We start from the raw sequence: 20129 nt of genomic DNA on the forward strand, positions 1-20129 counted from the left end.
AGCATGGCAGGCGCGCGGCAGTTCAGCCGATTAAAGCGTAACGCTTAGTAAAATGGGCGGGCCATCTTCAGGGTCACCAACCCGTCGCATTCGCTGTTGTGGCCGGAATAGGCCGAGCAACCGCTGCCGTTGAGGCTGGAGTCGCTGTAGATCAGGTCCAGGTCGATGCCTCGCCACGGACGGGAGATTTTCAGCGACCAGTCGCTGAAACTGCCTACGTAGCCATCTCCCACGGAAACGGGTGTGTTGAGCTGGTGGGTCGTGTATTTGGCACTGATGCCGATGCCGAACGGCACGTTGCCACCCAGGTCGGCGAATAGGGTGCTGTTCTGTTTGTCCGGGTCGTTGCTCAACGCCGCGCCGAAACGGCTGCCCAGCACGGTCAGGCCGCCGTAGAGCTCCTGGCTGTCGAGGGTGTCGACCGTGGGGTAGCTGTAGTGGATAAGGCCGACTTCGTAGCCCAGGGTCTGGTCGAAAGGCTGTTTGAAGCCCAGGTAGGAATCGACTTCGAGGTTGGTGGATGGGGTCAGCCCGGCGCTGGGGGACCACTGGCCGAAGTACCAGCCACTGTCATGGCTCAGGTCCAGGCCGCCATGGAACGAACCGGTGCTCGAAGGGGTGACGAGGCCCTGGGCCATGCTGCGGCTGGGCGTGGTGCCGAGCTTGAGGTCGAAGTCGCCGAGCTCGCGCTGGAAAACCTGCCCATGGGCAAGGGGGCCGATCAGCAGGCCGATCATCAGCAGGGCATTGGGAATACGCATGCTTCACTCCATGAATAGCGAGGAGCATTCAAGCTGGAACACTTGAAATAGAGAGGCGCAAGCATACCGACGAATATCCGGCATCGAAGGCCGTTCGTCGATTTTTACTTATCGAGGGGGGGAGAAAAGACTTCCAGTCCAAGCGCTTCGAAGCTCAAAGCGCTTTGGGACCAGGCGGTGCGGGGATTATTTCTTGCCCAGGCTGATCTGCTTGGACGGGCCGAAGGTCTGGCCGCTGACGCCCTTGGCAATTTGCTGGATTTCGCCGCCGGACTTGAGGAATGCAGCGATCTGGTCGTTGATCGACTCGCTGGTTTCAACGGCTGGAGCTGGCTTTGCTTTGCTGTTGGATGCTTTTACGCGCATGGCGGCCATTAACCTGTAGATAATTAATTGGGCCAGGCATCGTACAGGAAATACCTGGCCATTGCTTGGCTGATATTTGCGCCAAATATCCCGGCAACGGCAGACACGAAGGCGGATTCATACCGTGATCAAACGCCTAACCTCCTGTTTTAAATAACAACCGTGCGCAAAATATATCGTCGGACAAGCGAGGCCAGACGCTTGCAACGGCCATCAATTGTCTGACGAATGGCCCTGCTCAGGTCGAAACCCCAGGAAAATCAAGGCTTGCGCAGGTCTTTTCCAGCAGGCCCGCCAGCGTCCACGAATCGTCCGGTAAAAACAGGTAGAATGCCGCCCACGCAATGAGGGTATTGGAAATGGCTTTAGTCGGGCGCTACAACAGTTTGCAAGTGGTTAAACACACTAACTTCGGTTTATATCTGGACGGCGGTGCCGATGGCGAAATTCTGTTGCCCAACCGTTATATCCCCAAGGATATTCCCACTGAAGATGAAGATTGGCTGAATGTTTTCGTTTATCTGGACAGTGACGACAAACTGATCGCGACTACGGAAAAGCCCAAAGTCCAGGTGGGGGAATTCGCCAGCCTGAAAGTGGTTGAAGTCAATAGCATCGGCGTGTTCCTTGACTGGGGACTGCCCAAGGACCTGCTGTTGCCGTTCTCGGAAGAAAAGCGCCAGATGAGCGCCGGGGATTACTGCGTGGTGCATGTATACCTCGACAAGCACACTCGCCGCATCACTGCTACGGCGCGCCTGGACCGTTATCTGGACAAGACGCCGGCCAACTACAAGCCCGGCCAGGAAGTAGATTTATTGGTCGCCGAAGCCACCGACATGGGGTTCAAGGCCATCATCAATAACAAGCATTGGGGCTTGATCCACAAGAACGAAATCTTCAAGTTCATGCGGGCCGGCAAACAGGAAAAGGGCTTCATCAAGGAAGTCCGCCCGGACGGCAAGATCAGCCTGAGCCTGCAGCCGGTGGGCCAGGAAGCCGCCACCAGTCTGAATGCGAAGATTCTGGCCAAGCTGCGTGAAAACAACGGCACGCTGGCCGTGAGCGACAAGAGCGACCCAGCGCTGATCAGCAGCCTGTTTGGCGTGAGCAAGGGCAACTTCAAGAAAGCCATTGGTGCATTGTACAAGAATGGGCAGATCGTCATTCATCCCGATCGTATCGAGCTGAGCTGAACCCTTTACTTATAGGTGAGAAGACCCTGTGGTGAGGGAATAAATCCCCTCACCACAGAGGTGATGTTCAGCTACCTCATGTATACAAAAATTTGCACCTTTAGCATGCATTCACGCCCTGTTCGTGGGCGCGTGGCAGCTTTTTGCTTGCCTTGAACCTGGCCGCACACCGCGGTTTGTCTCATGTTCAATCCCTATGGCACGCATTCTGCGTGGAGCTTCGTATACAAACCATGCCGGCTCCCGTGCGCAGTATGGTGAACAGTTTATTCGGGGGCCCGGTTTCATAAAAAAGGAGCCCCGCAATGTCCGAGCAATTGCCCACCGGCTACAGCCCCCGTCTCTATAACGCGGACCTGGGCCCGCTGCCGCAGAAATGGAATTGGTACAACATCTTCGCGTTCTGGATGAGCGATGTGCACAGCGTCGGCGGCTATGTTTTCGCCGCCAGCCTGTTCGCGTTGGGCCTGGCCAGCTGGCAGGTGCTTATCGCCTTGCTGGGCGGGATCTGTATCGTGCAGTTGATCGCCAATCTGGTAGCCCGGCCGAGCCAACAGGCGGCGGTGCCGTATCCGGTGATCTGTCGGTTGGCGTTCGGCGTGTTCGGCGCGAACATTCCTGCCGTCATCCGCGGGTTGATCGCGGTGGCCTGGTACGGCATCCAGACCTATCTGGCCTCCAGCGCCCTGATCATCGTGGTGCTGCGGTTCTTTCCGTCGATGGAAGTCTACGCAACGCCGCATTTTGCCGGTCTGTCCTACCTCGGTTGGTTCGGTTTCCTCAGCCTGTGGTGCGTTCAGGCCTTGGTGTTCTGGGCCGGGATGGAGTCGATCCGGCGTTTCATCGACTGGGCCGGGCCAGTGGTCTACGCGGTGATGTTCCTGCTGGCCGGCTGGATCGTCTGGAAGGCCGGTTGGAGCAACATCAGTTTCACCCTGGCGGAAAAGTCCTTGTCCGGCTGGCAGGCGTTCGGCCAGGTGATCGTCGCGACGGCCCTGGTGGTGTCGTACTTTTCTGGCCCAACCCTGAACTTCGGTGATTTCAGCCGCTATTGCCGGAGCATGTCTGACGTGCGCCGAGGCAACTTCTGGGGCCTGCCGGTGAATTTCCTGGCCTTCTCGCTGGTGACCGTAGTGATCGTTTCCGGCACCTTGCCGGTGTTCGGTGAAATGCTCCATGACCCGATCGCTACCGTGGCGCGCATCGACAACGATGTGGCGGTCCTGCTGGGGGCCTTCGCCTTCGTGACGGCCACCATCGGTATCAATATCGTGGCCAACTTCGTGTCCCCGGCCTTTGACTTCGCCAACGTCGCGCCCAGCAAGGTCAGCTGGCGCGCCGGCGGCATGATCGCGGCGGTGGCATCGGTCTTCATCACGCCCTGGAACCTGTTCAACAACCCTGAAGTGATCCACTACACCCTGGACGTGCTGGCGGCGTTCATCGGGCCGCTGTTCGGCATCCTGCTGGTGGATTACTACCTGATCAAGAAACAGCAGATCGATGTGGATGCGCTGTTCAACGACGGGCCGAGCGGGCGCTATTACTACAGCGGCGGCATCAACTGGACGGCGGTCAAGGCCTTGATCCCTGCGACGCTGATGGGCGTGGCGATCACCTTCACCCCGATGTTGCAGCCGATGGCCAACTTCGCCTGGTTCACCGGTTGCTTCCTGGGGGGCGTGTTGTATTTCGCCCTGGCCCGGCGCGAGCTGAGCACACATCTGAAACCCTCGTTCAGCGCCGCCGGGCAAGCCTGATCAACGCAGGGCGCTCTGGGTGCAGGGCACTCGGGCGGCCTGGCTGGCGGGCCGTAACAACAGTGCTCCGGCCAGCACCAGGCCGCTGCCGGCGATGATCAGCGCCGGCTGCAGGCCACCGCTGAAATGACTGCTCAACGCCGCCAGCAACGGCCCGCTGAGTTGGCCCATGGCAAAACAGGCGGTCAACAGACCGGCGTTGCGTTGGGTGGCATGGGGCGCCAGTTCCCGGGAGCGCAACATCACCAGTTGCATGCAGGCCAGGAACGGCGTGCCGCACAGGATCACTCCCAACGCCAGCCCCGGTCCGCTGCCCAACAGGCAGGCAAACACACCGGCAGCCTGCAGCCACAAGGTACCGATCAACCAGCGGCCGGTGGTGTTTGGCGCGGGCCGGCGCAGGCTCACCAACAACACACCGATAGCGGCGGCGAGGCCGAAGCAGGGCCAGAACAGATCGGCTTGCCATTGCCCTTGGAACCGTGCCGAGGCCATTTGCGACAGGAACGTCGCGGGGATGATGTAACCCACGCCGTACAACGCGTACACCACGCCGAGCCGGGCGATGCCCGGGGGCGACGACGGGCTGGCCGGGGCCACGACAGTCGCGGTTGGGCTGGGTTGCGGCAGGATCGGCAGGATCACCAACAGCATGACCAGCGCCACACCGGCGTACACCAGCCACAAGGTCGCGGATGTCTGGCCCAACAGGTTGGAGCCCAGGGCCAGCAAGCCGGTAAGGAAGATTCCCAGGCCCGGCCCGGCGAACACCAGCGCGCCAAGCCGTGGTCGTCCCGCCGCGGCTGCCAGGGGTTGGCTCAGCGCGGTGATCATCACCAGCGCCCAGGCACTGGCGACACCGGTGCCAAAACGCAGCGCCAGGTGCGGCCAGAATCCCCAGGCCCAGCAGGATGCCAGGGTCAGCAGCACGCACAGCCACAGCCCACCGAGTAAACGCCGCCGTACCTGCTCCGGACGACGAGCGAACATCGCGTCCAGGGCGCCGACGAAATAACCCAGGTAGTTGGCAGCGGCAATCAGACCGGCGGCAGTCAAGTCGACCTGTCCTTCGCCGATCAAATGAGGTAACTGGGGCGTAAGGGCGAAGCGGCCGATGCCCATGGCCATCATCAGGGCAATGAAGCTGGCGAGCAGGCGGATAAAGGGCGACATGGTCGTTCTCCGGTATCGAGGCGAATGACCGTCAGGCTAGGATCGATTGACTTTCAATAAAATTGAATAATAGTGAGTAACTTGTTCTTTTTTGGAGAATGTCATGGAGTTCAGCCAATTGCGGATCTTCCAGGCCGTGGCAGAGGAGGGCTCCATCACTCGGGCCGCCGAGCGCATGCATCGGGTGCCGTCGAATCTATCGACCCGGCTCAGGCAGTTGGAAGAGCAATTGGGGGTGGATCTGTTCCGGCGCGAGCGGCAGCGTTTGCAGCTGTCACCCGCGGGAAAAGTCCTGCTGGACTATGCGAACAAGCTGTTTGCCTTGCATGACGAAGCCCATGCTGCCGTGCAAGGGGGGCAGCCGGCCGGGGATTTTGTCCTGGGTACGATGTACAGCACTGCGGCGATTTACCTGCCGGACCTGTTGGCCACCTACCACCGGACGTATCCGGCGGTGAACCTGCAGGTGCAATCGGGGCCCAGCGGTGAGTTGCTCGAAGGCCTGCTGACCGGCCGCCTCGATGCTGCGCTGGTGGATGGCCCGCTGGAACTGGCGGGGCTGGACGGTGTGCCGTTGTGCGATGAACGGTTGGTGCTGATCAGCGAGGCCGATCACCCGCCGGTGCGCAGTGCGCTGGATGTACAAGGCCGTTCGGTCTTCACGTTCCGACGGGGTTGCTCGTATCGGATGCGTCTGGAGGCCTGGTTTGCCCACGACCATGCGACCATGGGCAGGGCGATGGAGATCGAGTCTTACCAGGGGATGCTGGCATGCGTGATTGCCGGCTCCGGCGTGGCGCTGATGTCCGAGTCGATGCTGGCCAGCCTGCCGGGGCGCGAACAGGTGGCAGTGCACCCGCTGGCCGAGCCGTTCGCCAGCGCAACGACCTGGTTGATGTGGCGAAAAGGGATGGTCGGGGCGAACCTCAACGCCTGGATCGAACTGCAACAGCGAGCCTGGCCGCCAGTGACCAGGAGGGAGGCTCAATCGGCTTGAACTACCGGCAGCGGATTTGGATCAATCCAGTAACAGATCATTGCAATATGTGACGAGCATTGCGTAGCACATCGGACTATTATCAGTGCGAAGGGGCCACAGAAATCTGCCGCTCGCACCACCCTGAGGGGGCACCACGATGAAAGAGAAAATCCAGAACTGGCTTCATGACCTGGGTGTCGCACTCGGTTTGATCGAGCCACCCCTGCAACCGGTTCCGATCCGCACCGATGATGAGCAACGCCGCCGCCAGCCGCGTCGTCGGTAAATACATCGCCGAATCTGGAGAGATCGCAGTTCCGGACCATTTCAAGTGAGATGGCCCGGAACTGCGATCTTTTTATTTCTGAAGACAGAACCTGTGGGAGCGAGCTTGCTCGCGATAGCGGTGGACCGGCATTTTTGTTGAATGTACTGCCGTCATCGCGAGCAGGCTCGCTCCCACAGGGATCTCATTGTCGAGCGTTGGCGGTCAAACCGCCTTGGCCACTACCTTCGGCCGTGGCGACAACAGGCTCACCAGCACAAAACTCACCAGCGCCACGCCCAGGCTGTAATAGATCGGCGTATTGGCATCCAGGCCGTCCTTGAACATGAAGAACAGCGCTGTCACGAAGCCCAGGGACATGCTGGTGATCGCGCCGGCGGTGGTGGCGCGTTTCCAGTAGATCGCGCCGATCAACGGGATCAGCATGCCGCCTACCAACAGGTTATAGGCCAGGGTCAGGGCGCTGATCACGTCGCTGACCACCAGGGCGATGCCCAGCACGACCACGCCCATTAACAGCGTCGCGATGCGGTTTTCGTGGACATCGGCGCTGCCGCCTTCACGTCCCTGGCGCAGGCGTGGCAGCAGGTCCTGGACCACGGTGGTGGAGGCTGCGAGCAACCCCGCCGCCGCGGTAGACATCAGTGCCGCCAGCGCGGCGGCCACCACCAGCCCGCGGATACCGTTGGGCAGGCTGGTCTGGACGACGCTGGCAAAGGCGTTGTTGACGTTCTCCAGGTCCGGCAGCAGCACCTTGGCGGCCATGCCGATCAGGGCGCCGGCCAGGCCGTACAGCACGCAGTACAGGCCGGCGGCGGTACCGGCCACCTTCGCCACGCCTTCGCTGCGGGCGGTGAACACCCGCTGCCAGATATCCTGGCCGATGAAGATGCCGAAGAAATAGATCAGGAAGTAGGTGACGATGGTGTCCCAGCCAATGGCGGTGAAATCGAAGTAGCTGGCCGGTAGCTTGGCTACCATGGCGTCCCAGCCACCCGCATCGACGATGGACATCGGCATCAACAGGAACACCAGGCCAACGGTCATGATCAGAAATTGCACGATGTCGGTGAGGGTCAGGGACCACATGCCGCCGATGGTGGAATACAACACCACCACGCCGCCGCCCACCAGGATCGAAGCCCAGAAGGGCAGGCCGAACAGCACCTGCATCACGGTACCGATGGCGATGGTGGACGTGGCGCCGATCATCAGTGCGTACACCAGCATGATCACCGCGCTGGCGTGCCGCGCCGCCGGATTGTAGCGACGCTCCAGCACCTGGGTGACGGTGTAGATCTTCAGCTTGAGCAACGGCTTGGCCAGGAACAGGCTCAGGCCGACGATGCCCAGGCCGATGGCGCCGCACAGCCAGAAGCCGGAAATCCCATGGACATAACCCAGGCGCACGGTACCGATGGTGGACGCGCCGCCCAATACCGTGGCGGCCATGGTGCCCAGGTAAAAGCCCGGGCCGAGGTTGCGACCGGCGACCAGATAGTCGTCACGGGTCCTGGCGCGGCGCATGCCGTACCAGCCCAGGGCGATCATGCCGGCGGCGTAAATGAGAACGACGATTAAATCCAAAGCCATGGTGGCGTGTCTCCGGTTGTATTTTTTATAAGAAAGTCGGGATGAGTCATGCCCTGGGAGCGAGGAGGTTTAGCGAAACGTCGCACCGCCCCGCTGGGCTGCGAAGCAGCCCTCCCGGAACAGTCGATTCGATCTGTCTGGTACACCGAGGTATCAGGGGGTGGGACCGCTTCGCGCTCCAGCCGGTACGAATCCCCTCGCCACAGGTTCGGGGCCCGACTCCGCGGTGTCGGGCTCCAAACCCTTGCCACGCGGATCATCCGGCCCATACACCGCCGCCGGTTCCGGAAACAGTCCCAGCAACGCCAGGTACACCACCGAGGCCAGGCCGAGGGTCACCGGCAGGCTGATGTCGATACCACCGGCCAGCTCGCCCAGTGGCCCGACGAACTGTCCAGGCAGGTTGACGAAGCACAACCCCACCAGTGCGCTGGGAATCCATGCGCCCAGGCCGCGCCAGTTCCAGCCATGGGTGAACCAGTAGCGTCCGCCGGTTTCGCCCCGGGTGAACACTTGCAGGTCATCCGGGCAGTAGAAGCCGCGGCGCACCACCAGGCCGATGATCATGATCACCATCCATGGGGTGGTGCAGGTGATGATCAGCACGGCGAAGGTGGACACGCTCTGCACCAGGTTCGCAGCGAAGCGTCCGATGAAGATGAAGGCAATCGACAGCACACCGATCAGCAGCGTCGCCTTGACCCGCGACAGCACCCGCGGAAACACGCTGGACATGTCCAGCCCGGTGCCATACAGGGATGTCGTGCCGGTGGACATGCCGCCGATCACCGCGATCAGGCACACCGGCAGGAAGAACCAGCCCGGCGACACCGCCAGCAGGCCGCCCACGTAGTTGTTGGACGCGATGTAGTCCGGCGCCTTGACCGCCACGATGGTGGCGGTGGCGAGGCCGAACAGGAACGGGATCAGCGTGGCAAGCTGCGCGGCGATCACTGCCAACATGATGCGGCGCTTGGGCGTATTGCGGGGAATGTAGCGCGACCAGTCGCCCAGGAACGCGCCGAAGGAGATCGGGTTGCTCATGGCCACCAGCGCCGCGCCGATGAACGCCGCCCAGAAGCCCGCTTGGCCAAGGGCAACCGTGCCGGCGTACTGGCTGTCGAAGGTTGGGGCGAAGGCGACGATGCCCAGCAGGAACAGCAGGCTGGCCGCCCATACCGCGATGCGGTTGACCCACAGCATGAAGCGGAAGCCGTAGATGCACACTGTCAACACCAGCAGGGCGAAGAGGCCGTAGGCCAGTCCCAGGCTCAGGTCGGTTTCCGGTACGCCCACCAGGCGCTTGGCGCCGCCGATCAACGCATCCCCCGAGCTCCATACCGACAGCGAGAAAAACGCAATGGCCGTCAGCAACGACAGGAACGAACCGACGATCCGCCCGTGCACGCCAAAATGTGCGCCGGAGGAAACGGCGTTGTTGGTGCCGTTGAGCGGGCCGAACAGGCCCATCGGTGCGAGGATGATCGCGCCCAGCAACACCCCCAGCACGATGGCCCAGACCCCGGCCTGGAACGAAAGTCCGAACAACACCGGGAAGCTGCCGAGCACAGCGGTGGCGAAGGTATTGGCGCCGCCGAAGATCAGTCGAAACAGATCCCCCGGACCGGCGGTGCGTTCATGGTCCGGGATCTGCTCGACCCCGTAGGTTTCGATTTGCGTAAGGCTTTTATCGTTATTGTTATTCATGATCTGCTCCGATCATCGAGGCGCGCTCATCGGATGTGAGCGCTGCCTGTTTGGCTAAGGGGGTGGCAGCCCTTCCGGCATGGCGGATAAATGTTCGTGACAGGCCAGCCATAGGCCCTGTTGTTCTTGTACGTGTCCGTCCTGTCGGCGGAACAGGATGGTTTCGCGTTCCTGGCTAAAGTGTCGCTCCCCTTGCATGCGCAGCTCGGTGGCCACGTCATGGATAAACACCGCCACGTCTCCTTGCAGGCTGACGAAGGCGTTGCTCGAGGTGCATGAGAGCACCTCGAAGCCATCCTCGGACCGCCAGCGATCCCACAATGCCTGGTAGGCATCGCGCGACAGCAGGGGCTGTTCGAGGGTGTGGAACACGAAGCTCGCATCGGCTGTGAAGGCGCCGAAGTAAGCGTCGCGGTCATTGCGGGCGAAGGCCGCCACCAGCTGCGCGGCGGCCTCGAGCACTTGCTCCCGTTCGTTCATGGCAACCTCAGCGATGAGCCACGCCAGGCAGTACGCAGAGCATCTCGTACAGCAGGTTGGCGCCCAACAGCGAGGTGTTGCCGGTGGTGTCGTAGGGCGGCGAGACCTCCACCAGGTCACAACCCACCAGGTCGAGGCCCTGGCAACCGCGCACGATCTCGATCGCCTGGATGGTGGTCAGGCCACCGATTTCCGGAGTACCGGTACCCGGCGCCCAGGCCGGGTCGATGCCATCGATGTCGAAGCTCAGGTACACCGGGCCGCCGCCGACTTTTTCGCGGACCTCGGCCATCAGCGGTGCCAGGGAATGGTGCCAGCACTCTTCGGCCTGGACCACCCGGAAACCCTGGCGACGGCTCCAGTTGAAATCGTCGGCGGTATAGCCCTGGGCCCGCAGGCCGATCTGTACCACGCGGTCGCAATCCAGCAGGCCTTCTTCCACTGCGCGGCGGAAGGTGGTGCCGTGGGCGATTTTCTCGCCGAACATGTGGTCGTTCACATCGGCATGGGCATCGATATGGACCAGGCCGACCTTGCCGTGTTTCTTGTGGATGGCCCGCAGGATCGGCAGGGTGATGGTGTGGTCGCCGCCCAGGGTCAGGGGAATGACGTTGTGTTCGAGGATCTTGTGATAGGACTGCTCGATGATTCGCACGGCATCCAGCAGATTGAACGTGTTGATCGCCACGTCGCCGATATCGGCCACCGACAGCGAATCGAACGGCGCGGCGCCGGTGGCCATGTTGTAGGGGCGGATCATCACGGATTCGGCGCGGATCTCCCGGGGCCCGAAACGGGTACCGGCGCGCAGGGAGGTGCCGATGTCCAGCGGTACACCGACGAAAGCAGCGTCCAGGCCGGCGGCGGTGGGCACGTGGGGCAGTCGCATCATGGTAGCGATGCCGCCGAAGCGCGGCATTTCGTTGCCGCCCAGTGGTTGGTGAAGAATCTTGTCCACGGCTAGGGCCTCATCGTTTGTTTTAGTTATCGGGGGCCGATTCTGCGAAAAGCGTGCGTGGGGAAAAATCGCTGGTGGCAAATACTTAGTTCAGATTTTTCTAAACTAATGCGGGGCAGGGCGATAGACTCTCGCCCAGCGCAATCCCCTCGCCACGAAGTTTGCAGTGACCCGCCTGTATGGAGACATCCGATGGCCAACGCTTTACCCGACCTGAAACTGCTGCGCATTTTTGTCAGCGTGGTCCGGCACCAGGGGTTCGCCAACGCACAGCATGAACTCAACTTGTCCACATCGGCCATCAGCACCTACATGAGCCAGCTCGAATCGGCCCTGGGCCTGGTGCTCTGTCACCGTGGCCGGGGTGGGTTCAGCCTGACCAGCAAGGGGGAGCTGTTCCATCAGGAAACCCTGCGCCTGCTGGGTGAGCTCGAAGGTTTCGAGCAATATGCCGCCGCGCTGAAAGGCGAGTTGCGCGGCACGCTGAACCTGGGGGTGATCGACTCAACCGTCAGTGACAAGGCCCTGCCGTTCGCCGAAGCCATCGGTGCCTACAGCCAGGAACACCCGGCGGTGCACCTGCATCTGTCGGTCATGAGTCCCTACGAGCTGCAACTCGGGGTCCAGGACAATCGCCTGGACCTGGCCATCGGTGCGTTTTCCACGCGCATGAGCGGGCTGGTCTACATGCCGCTGTACCGCGAACAACACTGGTTGTACTGCAGCAGCCGTCACCCGCTGTTCAGCGAGCGGCGCATTCCCGAACAACTCATCACCCAGCAGCGCATGGTGGGGCGTGGTTACTGGAGCCAGGCCGAACTGGCCCGCCACGGCTTCAAGCACAGTGCGGCGACGGTGGAAAGCATGGAGGCGCAACTGATCCTGGTGCTGTCCGGCGCCTACATCGGTTACCTGCCCGAACACTATGCCCAGGCCTGGGTCGACAAGGGTGACCTGCGGGTGCTGTTGCCGGCCACGTTCGGCTACCAGGCACCGTTTTCGATGATCATGCGCCGTGGCCGCAGTCGCGAGCCGCTGATCCAGACATTCCGCGACCTGCTCAAGGCGCAGTTGAACCAGGCCTGAGGTGCCGATGCCCAGAATCCATTGCCCACGGTGCCAGCGGCCGCAGAGCCATTGCCTGTGCCCGTTGATCCCCAGTCTCGACAGCCGTACCCGGGTGTTGTTGTTGCAGCATCCCAGCGAAGTGAACCACGCCCTGAACACCGCGCGGCTGGCGGCGCTGGGGCTGACCAATGCCGAGCTGATGGTGGGTGAGGTGTTCGAGGATTTGCCACGGCTGCTCAATCAACCGGGTTATCAGGCGCGGCTGTTGTTTCCTGGCGACGAGGCGCTACCGTTGCAGACCTGCACCCCGTCCGATGAGCCGATCCTGCTGGTCGTCCCGGATGGCACCTGGCGCAAGGCGCGCAAGTTGCTGCACCTCAATCCGTTGCTGGCGGCGCTGCCGAGGGTGACCCTGGCCGAAGGCGGCGTGTCCCGTTATCGCCTGCGCAAGGCGCCGGGGCCGGGAGCGTTGTCGACGGTGGAGGCGATTGTCCAGGCGTTGCAGGTGCTTGAAGCACCGAACAGTTTCGAGCCGTTGCTCAGGCCGTTCGAGGCGTTGATCGAGGGGCAGATTGCGGCGATGGGGGAGGAGGTTTTCCAGCGTAACCATGTCCGAAAATAGTGGCGGTTTTTACTGGCCTCATCGCGAGCAGGCTCGCGATAGCGGTAGCCCTGTCGATGAAATCCCAGCCAGAAACTACCGCTCCCGCATCGCCTCAGTCCTGGCCTTCAGCACCGGCTTGAGCAAGTAATCCAGAACACTTTTCTCGCCGGTAATGATATCCACCGTCGCCACCATTCCCGGAATGATCAGCAGCGGCTTGGCATCCCCGCCCAAGTGGTTTTTGTCGGTACGCACCTGGATCAGGTAGAAGCTGTTGCCCTTGTCGTCGGTGATGGTGTCGGCACCGATCAGTTCGAGCCTGGCGCTCAGCCCGCCGTAGATCGTGTAGTCGTAGGCGCTGAACTTGACCATGGCTTTCTGCCCAGGGTGCAGGAAGGCCACGTCCTGCGGGCGGACCTTGGCTTCGATCAGCAGGTTGTCCTCCAGAGGCACGATTTCCACCATGTCGCTACCCGGCTGCACCACGCCGCCGATGGTGTTCACCTTGAGTTGCTTGATCACCCCATGCACCGGCGAGACCACGGTGGTTCGGGTCACGCGGTCGTCGATGGCGATGCTCGACGCGGTGATTTTCGACAGCTCGGTGCGTTTTTCGTTGAGCTCCTTGGCCGCCTCGGAACGGAAGGTCTGTTCCGATTCGTCGATCTTGCTCTTGATCTCGTTGATCGCCGATTCCGCCCGGGGAATCGCCAGGGTGGTGGCGTTGAGCGAGCCGCGGATCTCCACCGCGCTGCGCTTGAGCCGCAGGATTTCCACCGGTGAAACCGCCCCGGTGCGCACCAGCGGCGCGGACATGTTCATTTCCTCCTGCAGCAGGCTCAGGGCTGAGCTGAACTGGCTCTGCTTGGAGCGGAACTCCGCCAGCTCCTGGGTCTTCTGGCGCAGTTGTTCGGTCAGGGTCCGTTGTTCACTGGCCAGGCGCCGCTGGCGTTGTTCGTGCAGGGAGCGCTCATCCTCGGCCACTTGCGGGGCCTTGCCAGTCACCTCGGCGGACATCTGCAGCGGCCGGCCCTCGGCCTCCGCCGACAGGCGCTCGACCTGGGCCATCAAGGCATACCGGTCGGCCTCGCTTTCGCCCTTGTTCGACAGATAACGCGTGTCGTCCAGGCGCAGCAGGGTATCGCCCTTGTTCACCATCTGGCCTTCGCGCACGAAGATCTCGCTGACGATACCGCCCTCCAGGTTCTGGATCACTTGCACCTTGCTCGATGGAATCGCCTTGCCTTCACCGGTCGTGACTTCCTGCAGGACCGCAAGCCTGGCCCACACCAGCGCGGCGACGATCAGCCCGGCGGCCAGCCACACGGTAATGCGCAAACGGCGGGGCGAGTCCTGCAGCGCGGCGCCTGCGGTTTCCGACATGAACTCGCTTTCGGCGCTTTTGCTGAAACTGCCGAAGTAGCTTCGGGCGGCTGAATCCGGTGTTTGAGCAGACATGGGGCGATACCCGTCAGTGAGAGAAAATAAAGCCGAACCAAGAACCCGTGAGAGCGAGCTTGTGTGGGAGCGGTATTGCGCTTAAACCGCCGCAGAGCCTACCCGTCCCTTGCGCAAGGCATCGATGACTGCGTCCTTCGGCCCATCCGCCACGATCCGTCCGTTGTCCAAGACCACCAACCGGTCCACCAGGCTCAGCATCGAAGTGCGGTGAGTGACCAGCAGCACCGTCTTGCCCTGTACATGGGTGTGAAGCTTCTGCCGCAGGACGTCTTCGCTGCTGTTGTCCATGGCGCTGGTGGGTTCGTCCAGCAGCAGGATCGGCGGGTCGAGCAACAAGGCCCGGGCCAGCAGCACGGCTTGGCGTTGGCCACCGGACAGCAACTGGCCACGTTCGCCCACCGGCCGGTCGAAGCCTTGGGGATGCTGGCGGGCCAGTTCGGTGACACCGGTCAGTTCCGCCACTTCCAGCATGCGCGCGTCGCTGACATAGCGGGCGCCGAGGGTGAGGTTGTCCCGCAGGCTGCCGGCCAGCAACGGCAGGTCATGGGCGACATAGCCGATCTGTTGGCGCAGGTCGGCGACATCCAGCTGCCGCAGGTCCAGGCCATCGAGCAACAGCTGGCCCTCCTGGGGCGCATAGAACCCCATCACCAGGCGTGCCAGGGTGCTTTTGCCCGAGCCGCTGCGCCCGATGATTGCGACCCGCTCACCGGGCTTGAGGCTGAAACTCACGTGTGCCAGCGCCGGGGTGTCCTGACCGTTGTAGTGGAACGTCACGCCGTTGACGTCCAGCGCGCCCTGCAATTGGGTGCGGTCCAGCGGTCGCTGCCCGGCTTCGCGCTCCTGGGGCAAGGCCATCAAGGCGTCGGTGCTGCGCATGGTGAGCCGGGCCTGCTGGTAGCGGGTGATCAACCCGGCGATCTGTCCCAGTGGCGCCAGCACCCGGCTGCCCAGCATGTAGGTCGCCACCAGCGCGCCGACGCTGAGGTTGCCGGCAATGATGCTGTAGACCCCGGCGACGATGGTGGTCATGCCGGCCAGCTGTTGCAGGAACAGGGTGCCGTTGGTGGCCAGGGCCGAGAGGTTGCGCGCATGGCTGTCCAGGCGGGTGAGGGCGCCATGGGTGCTTTCCCATTGATGCTGGCGCTCGCTTTCGGCGCTGCAGGCCTTGAGGGTTTCCAAACCGCCGAGGGTTTCGATCAACAAGGCCTGGCGCTGCGCGCCCAGGGCCAGGCTTTTCTGTACGGTATCGCTCAGGCGCGCCTGGATGATCATCGCGAAGACGATGGTGATCGGAAAGGCCACCACCGGAATCACCACCAGCCATCCACCCAGCAGGCCGATCACCACCAGCATCAGCAAGGCGAAGGGCAGGTCGATCAGGCTGGTCAAGGTGACGGCCGTGAGAAATTCCCGCAGGCCCTGGAAGTCGTGGATGCTCTGGGCGAATCCGCCGATGGTCACCGGCCGGGCCTTCATCGCCATGCCGGTGATGCGTTCGAACAGGGTGGCGGAAAGAATCACGTCGGTCTTCTTGCCGGCGGCGTCCAGCAGGTGGGCGCGCACGACCCGCAGCACCAGTTCGAAGCCAGTGCCGATCAACAACCCTACGGCCAGCACCCATAATGTGGAGGTCGCCTGGTTCGGCACCACGCGATCGTAGGTCTGCATGACGAACAGCGGCACCATCAGCCCCAGCAGGTTGATGAGCAGGCTCGCCAGGATCGCGTCGCTGTACAGCCAGCGGGACAACTTGAGGGTGTCGCGAAACCAGGCCTCGACCCTCGGCACCAGTGGCGCGCGCAAATCCTCGAGTTCATGTCGCGGCCGCGCGAATAGGGCCTGGCCACTGTAATCGAGGGCCAGTTCCTCGCCACTGACCCATTGTTCGCCGCCATCGGCTTCGCTGGGCAGGATCAGCGCCTGGCCATCTTCGCGCCAACGCCGCAGCACCGCACAACGGCCACCGGCCAGGATCAGCATCACCGGCAGGTTGAGGGGGGAAATCTCGGCCAGCTTGCGGCGCAGCACCCGCGCCTGCAAACCGGCCCGGGCCGCCGCGCGTGGCAGCAGGTCCGGGCTCAGCCGTTGGTGCGCCATTGGAAGCCCGGCGCTGAGGCTGGCGCGACTGACTGCCGCGCCATGGAGTTTGCAAAGGATCAGCAGACCATCCAGCAATGGGTCATCGACATTCAGGCGCGGATCGGCGCTGGGTGTTGCGGGTGCCATGCTGGTCATGGTGATCGTTCCCCCGGGGCTACTTCAGTTCAGGCAGTCGCGCTTCGTTCTTGACCTCGGTCTGGGCGACGGCGTCGGCGGGCAGTACCACCCGCTGCTTGCTCAACAGCACGCCCATGTTCGCCAGCACGCGGTACATCGAGTACTCCTCGGTGTACCGGACTTCGGTGTAGCGGCGATTGGCGTTGTACAGCTCGTTCTCGCTGTCGAGCAGGTCGAGCAGGGTCCGCTGGCCCAGCCCGAACTGGTCCTGGTACGCGGCGCGTACGCGGGCGGTGGTGTCGGCGTATTCCCGGGCGGTGGGGGTCTGCTTGCGGGCATTGTTCATCGCGTTCCAGGCCAGGCGCGTGTCTTCGTTGAGCTGGCGCAGGGCGTTGTTGCGGATGTCCATGGCCTGGTTGATCTGATGGGAGTTGGAGGCCAGGCGTGCCTTGTCGCTACCGCCGCGGAACAGGTTGTAGTTCATCACCACGCCGACCCGCCAGTTGTTGTCATGGCCTTCTTCGCCACCGATGTTGTTATTGGCACCCACCGCCGCTTCGGCGTCGAAACGTGGGTAGAACGGCGACTTGGCCGACTCGTACTGGCTCTGGGCGGACTGTATGTCGGCCTGGGCCGATTTCAGGTACGGGTTGTTCTCCACCATGCTTTGCTGGGCCTGGCGCAGGTCTGCGGGGATCTCGCCCCGGGTCGAGGGGGGCGTTTCCAGCTCGTCGGGCATGCGTCCGACCACGCTGTAGAAGTTCGCCTCGGCGTCGGCCAGGTCTACCTGGGCGGTGTCGTAGTTGTTTTCCGCCAGGGCGCGGCGGGCATTGGACTGGTCGGAATCGGCGGTGCTGCCCACCCCGCGCTCGGTGCGCAGGCCGATCTGGTCGTTGACTCGCAGGTGGGCTTGCAGGTTGTTCTTGGCCAGGGTCACCAGTTCGCGGCGCTTGAGCACTTCCAGATAGACCTCGATGGTGCGCAGGGCCAGATCCTGGGCGGTGCCCTGGGCGTAATAGGCGCGGGAGTTGACCACGCCTTTGGTGCGTTCCACTTCGTTGGTGGTGTTGAAACCGTCAAAGAGCATCTGCCGCAGGCGCAACTCCGACTGTGTGTAAGTCAGGACATTGGTGTGGTGGTCGCCTTGTCCCCGAGTGCTGGGGTTGTCGCTGTAGCCCCGGCCGTAGCCGGCATTCAAATCCACCGACGGGAAAAAGCCCCCCCTGGCGACCTTGACGTCTTCATTGGCCGACAGACGGCTGTCCACTCGTTGGGCCAGTTCCGGATGGGTCGCGATAGTGCTCTGGATCGCTTCGGTCAATGACATGGCCTGGGCGTGAGAAGAGCAGGCCATGGCCAGCAAAACCGCGCTGCAGAGGGGGGATAGAACGCGCATGGGGTGCATCTCCTGAGGTCTGTTGTGCTTCTGTGTCGCCAAAATCTTGACGTATTTAAGATCAAAACCGTTTCAACCTTGTAACAACACAGCTAAGAACATCCTGCGAGAAACCTAAGAAGAATTTCTCATAGCGCTTATTCCGAAAAAAACTTATGTGCTTGGAAAAAAGCGGCACATTGTTCAAAGCGAAAGCCTTTTAAAATGCGGGTTCTGACGGCTTTTAGGCGTCAATAAAAGTTCCATGGAAATTTTTGAACGACGTGGGGAAGTGGTCGAAAGAGCAGAATGAAGGGTGATGTTTTGCGACGGTTTTTTGTCATTGTGGCAAAGAGCTAGCCCTTCGGATCCTGTGAAACCTGGCAGATTTTCCAGATTTTCCGGGGGCTCATCAGGCATCGCTTCTTCACCCAGACATGCCGACCGCGGGTTGGCAACGGAGGAATGCACATGGCAGCGCTCATCGGTACCGTCAGCAAGGTAATCGGGCAGGTTTTCGCGCAAGCGACCGGGGGCCTGCGACGCCCGCTGGTGGAGGGAGATCGACTGTATGCCGGTGAGCATCTGGTGACCGGAGCCGAGGGGGCCGTGGCCGTGCAGCTTGCCAATGGCCAGGAGTTGACCCTCGGACGTGAAAGCGACCTGACACTGACCTCGCAGTTGCTGGCCCGGCAGGCGCCTGGCGTCGAGACGCCTGAGGCCGCGGCACCGAGTGATGCGCAACTGACCGATGTGCAGAAGCTGCAACAAGCCATCGCCGCCGGTGCCGACCCGACCCAGACCGGCGAAGCCACGGCTGCCGGCCCCGGTGCTGGCAATGCCCCGGGCGGCCTTGGGGGCGGGCACAGTTTTGTGCTGCTGGAAGAGGTGGGCGGGGCGGTTGACCCGAGCATCGGATTCCCTACGGCGGGATTCAACGGGATTCCCGAATTTCCTCTGCTGCGCCTGGCGGGGGATGCGGATGACGGTGACGATGGAACCGTACCGCCAGTGACCCCCGAGACGTCTGATAACCCGGTGACCCTCGACGGGCTGACCGTGGAGGGCGGCGAGCTGACGGCAGACGAGGCCAGCCTGTCCGACGGTTCGGCCAGCAACCCGACGGCGCTGGTGCAAAGCGGTACCTTCACCATCAACGCCCCCGACGGGTTGAGCAGCCTGAGCATCGGGGGCATCAGCGTCATCGCTGGCGGCGTACCGGCAGGTTTTCCTCAATCGATCACCACGGCACTGGGCAACACCCTGACCATCACGGGCTACAACCCCGCCACCGGTGTCGTCAGCTACAGCTACACCCTCACGGACAACGAAACCCATCCTGCCGGTGCCGGCCCCAATACCCTCACTGAACAGTTCCCGGTCGTGGCCGTGGACAACGACGGTGACAGCGCGAACGGCACCCTGGACGTCAATATCACCGACGATGTGCCCCAGGCGATCGACGACAGCCACGCCAGCACAGCGTCGGAATCGTTGGTCACCCTCACCGGCAACGTCTTGCCCAACGACCATCAGGGGGCCGATCGTATCCCCACCGGCCCCGACAGCGGGCCGATCATTGGCGGCACGTTCACCGGTACCTACGGCACCCTGGTGCTCAACGCCGACGGGTCGTACACCTATACGTTGAACACCAGCGATCCGCAGTTCGTCGCGTTGCACGGCGGCGGCAGCGGCACGGAAACCTTCACCTACACCCTGACCGATGCCGACGGCGACACCAGCACCGCCAACCTGGTGCTGCAGGTCCATAACAACGACGATCCGGTGATCATCCAGGGGCTGGACACTGAAGGCGGCGAGCTGACCGTCCGGGAACAACACCTGGCCGATGGCACCAGCCCGGATGCACCGGCCCTGACCCAGAGCGGCACGTTCACCGTGACAGCGCTGGACGGTGTGCAGAACCTGAGCGTCGGCGGCATCACCGTGGTCAGCGGTGGCGTGGCGGCCGGTTTCCCTCAATCGATTACCACGGCGCTGGGCAACACCCTGACCATCACCGGCTTCAACGCCGTCACCGGCGTGGTCAGCTACAGCTACACCCTGCTGGATAACGAGGCCCACCCGAATGCCAGCGGCGCCAACAGCCTGAGCGAGCAGTTTGCCGTGGTGGTTACC

The 20129-nt window shown here is 62.4% G+C and carries 17 protein-coding genes; 7 read left to right on the forward strand and 10 right to left on the reverse strand.

What is annotated here, in order from left to right; all coding sequences use genetic code 11:
• Positions 1-44: 44 nt before the first annotated feature.
• Together BLP99_RS25735 and BLP99_RS25740 are read right to left on the reverse strand one after the other, a co-directional pair.
• Positions 45-761 (reverse strand): TorF family putative porin, encoded by a 717-nt coding sequence (locus tag BLP99_RS25735; protein ID WP_072459691.1) that lies wholly within the window; start codon positions 759-761, stop codon positions 45-47.
• Between the two features lie 186 nt (positions 762-947).
• Complete coding sequence (locus BLP99_RS25740; protein ID WP_016702300.1) at positions 948-1136, reverse strand: hypothetical protein; 189 nt, start codon at positions 1134-1136, stop codon at positions 948-950.
• Positions 1137-1486: 350 nt separating this feature from the next.
• On the opposite strand from BLP99_RS25740, the gene BLP99_RS25745 reads away from it, so the two are divergent.
• Positions 1487-2323, forward strand: coding sequence for a CvfB family protein (locus BLP99_RS25745; RefSeq protein ID WP_072399167.1), 837 nt, complete (start codon positions 1487-1489; stop codon positions 2321-2323).
• A 305-nt stretch (positions 2324-2628) separates the two neighbouring features.
• Positions 2629-4083: an NCS1 family nucleobase:cation symporter-1 gene (locus tag BLP99_RS25750; RefSeq protein ID WP_076407284.1), complete on the forward strand. Its 1455-nt coding sequence runs from the start codon at positions 2629-2631 to the stop codon at positions 4081-4083.
• Here BLP99_RS25750 and BLP99_RS25755 read toward each other — a convergent pair whose 3' ends face one another.
• The gene (locus tag BLP99_RS25755) at positions 4084-5256 is read right to left on the reverse strand and encodes an MFS transporter (RefSeq protein WP_072432321.1); all 1173 of its coding nucleotides are present in this window, start codon (positions 5254-5256) and stop codon (positions 4084-4086) included.
• A 103-nt stretch (positions 5257-5359) separates the two neighbouring features.
• Here BLP99_RS25755 and ptrR point away from each other — a divergent pair, with 103 nt between their 5' ends.
• Positions 5360-6253 (forward strand): putrescine utilization regulator PtrR, encoded by an 894-nt coding sequence (gene ptrR, locus BLP99_RS25760; protein ID WP_092182148.1) that lies wholly within the window; start codon positions 5360-5362, stop codon positions 6251-6253.
• 139 nt (positions 6254-6392) lie between these two features.
• Positions 6393-6521, forward strand: coding sequence for a PA1414 family protein (locus tag BLP99_RS26690; protein ID WP_003184145.1), 129 nt, complete (start codon positions 6393-6395; stop codon positions 6519-6521).
• A 204-nt stretch (positions 6522-6725) separates the two neighbouring features.
• Here the strand turns inward: BLP99_RS26690 and BLP99_RS25765 are convergent, their stop codons facing one another.
• From BLP99_RS25765 to speB, 4 genes are all read right to left on the reverse strand, one after another.
• On the reverse strand, positions 6726-8114 hold the full coding sequence (locus tag BLP99_RS25765) for a sodium:solute symporter family protein (RefSeq protein WP_072432320.1): 1389 nt from the start codon (positions 8112-8114) through the stop codon (positions 6726-6728).
• A 153-nt stretch (positions 8115-8267) separates the two neighbouring features.
• Positions 8268-9824: a purine-cytosine permease family protein gene (locus BLP99_RS25770; RefSeq protein ID WP_256327898.1), complete on the reverse strand. Its 1557-nt coding sequence runs from the start codon at positions 9822-9824 to the stop codon at positions 8268-8270.
• Positions 9825-9875: 51 nt separating this feature from the next.
• A complete protein-coding gene (locus tag BLP99_RS25775) occupies positions 9876-10301 on the reverse strand; it encodes a YybH family protein (protein ID WP_092182151.1) in 426 nt (141 codons plus the stop codon).
• Between the two features lie 7 nt (positions 10302-10308).
• Positions 10309-11259: an agmatinase gene (gene speB, locus BLP99_RS25780; RefSeq protein WP_072399182.1), complete on the reverse strand. Its 951-nt coding sequence runs from the start codon at positions 11257-11259 to the stop codon at positions 10309-10311.
• A 192-nt stretch (positions 11260-11451) separates the two neighbouring features.
• Here speB and BLP99_RS25785 point away from each other — a divergent pair, with 192 nt between their 5' ends.
• Both BLP99_RS25785 and BLP99_RS25790 read left to right on the forward strand, forming a co-directional pair.
• Positions 11452-12345: a LysR family transcriptional regulator gene (locus BLP99_RS25785; RefSeq protein WP_072399184.1), complete on the forward strand. Its 894-nt coding sequence runs from the start codon at positions 11452-11454 to the stop codon at positions 12343-12345.
• Positions 12346-12352: 7 nt separating this feature from the next.
• Positions 12353-12949 carry a tRNA-uridine aminocarboxypropyltransferase gene (locus BLP99_RS25790; protein WP_072432317.1) on the forward strand — a complete coding sequence of 199 codons (597 nt, stop codon included), beginning with the start codon at positions 12353-12355 and terminating at the stop codon, positions 12947-12949.
• Positions 12950-13024: 75 nt separating this feature from the next.
• Here BLP99_RS25790 and BLP99_RS25795 read toward each other — a convergent pair whose 3' ends face one another.
• The 3 genes from BLP99_RS25795 to BLP99_RS25805 form a co-directional block, all read right to left on the reverse strand.
• On the reverse strand, positions 13025-14389 hold the full coding sequence (locus BLP99_RS25795) for an HlyD family type I secretion periplasmic adaptor subunit (protein WP_072432316.1): 1365 nt from the start codon (positions 14387-14389) through the stop codon (positions 13025-13027).
• An 81-nt stretch (positions 14390-14470) separates the two neighbouring features.
• Complete coding sequence (locus BLP99_RS25800; RefSeq protein ID WP_072399190.1) at positions 14471-16630, reverse strand: type I secretion system permease/ATPase; 2160 nt, start codon at positions 16628-16630, stop codon at positions 14471-14473.
• Positions 16631-16649: 19 nt separating this feature from the next.
• Positions 16650-18008, reverse strand: a complete 1359-nt coding sequence (locus tag BLP99_RS25805; RefSeq protein WP_053154814.1) for a TolC family outer membrane protein — start codon at positions 18006-18008, stop codon at positions 16650-16652.
• Positions 18009-18458: 450 nt separating this feature from the next.
• Between BLP99_RS25805 and BLP99_RS25810 the strand changes: the two genes are divergently transcribed.
• The coding region (locus BLP99_RS25810; protein ID WP_143007984.1) for a retention module-containing protein at positions 18459-20129 on the forward strand (1671 nt) is incomplete at its 3' end.

Origin of the sequence: Pseudomonas sp. NFACC32-1 (assembly GCF_900101215.1) — a bacterium.
Lineage (GTDB): Bacteria > Pseudomonadota > Gammaproteobacteria > Pseudomonadales > Pseudomonadaceae > Aquipseudomonas.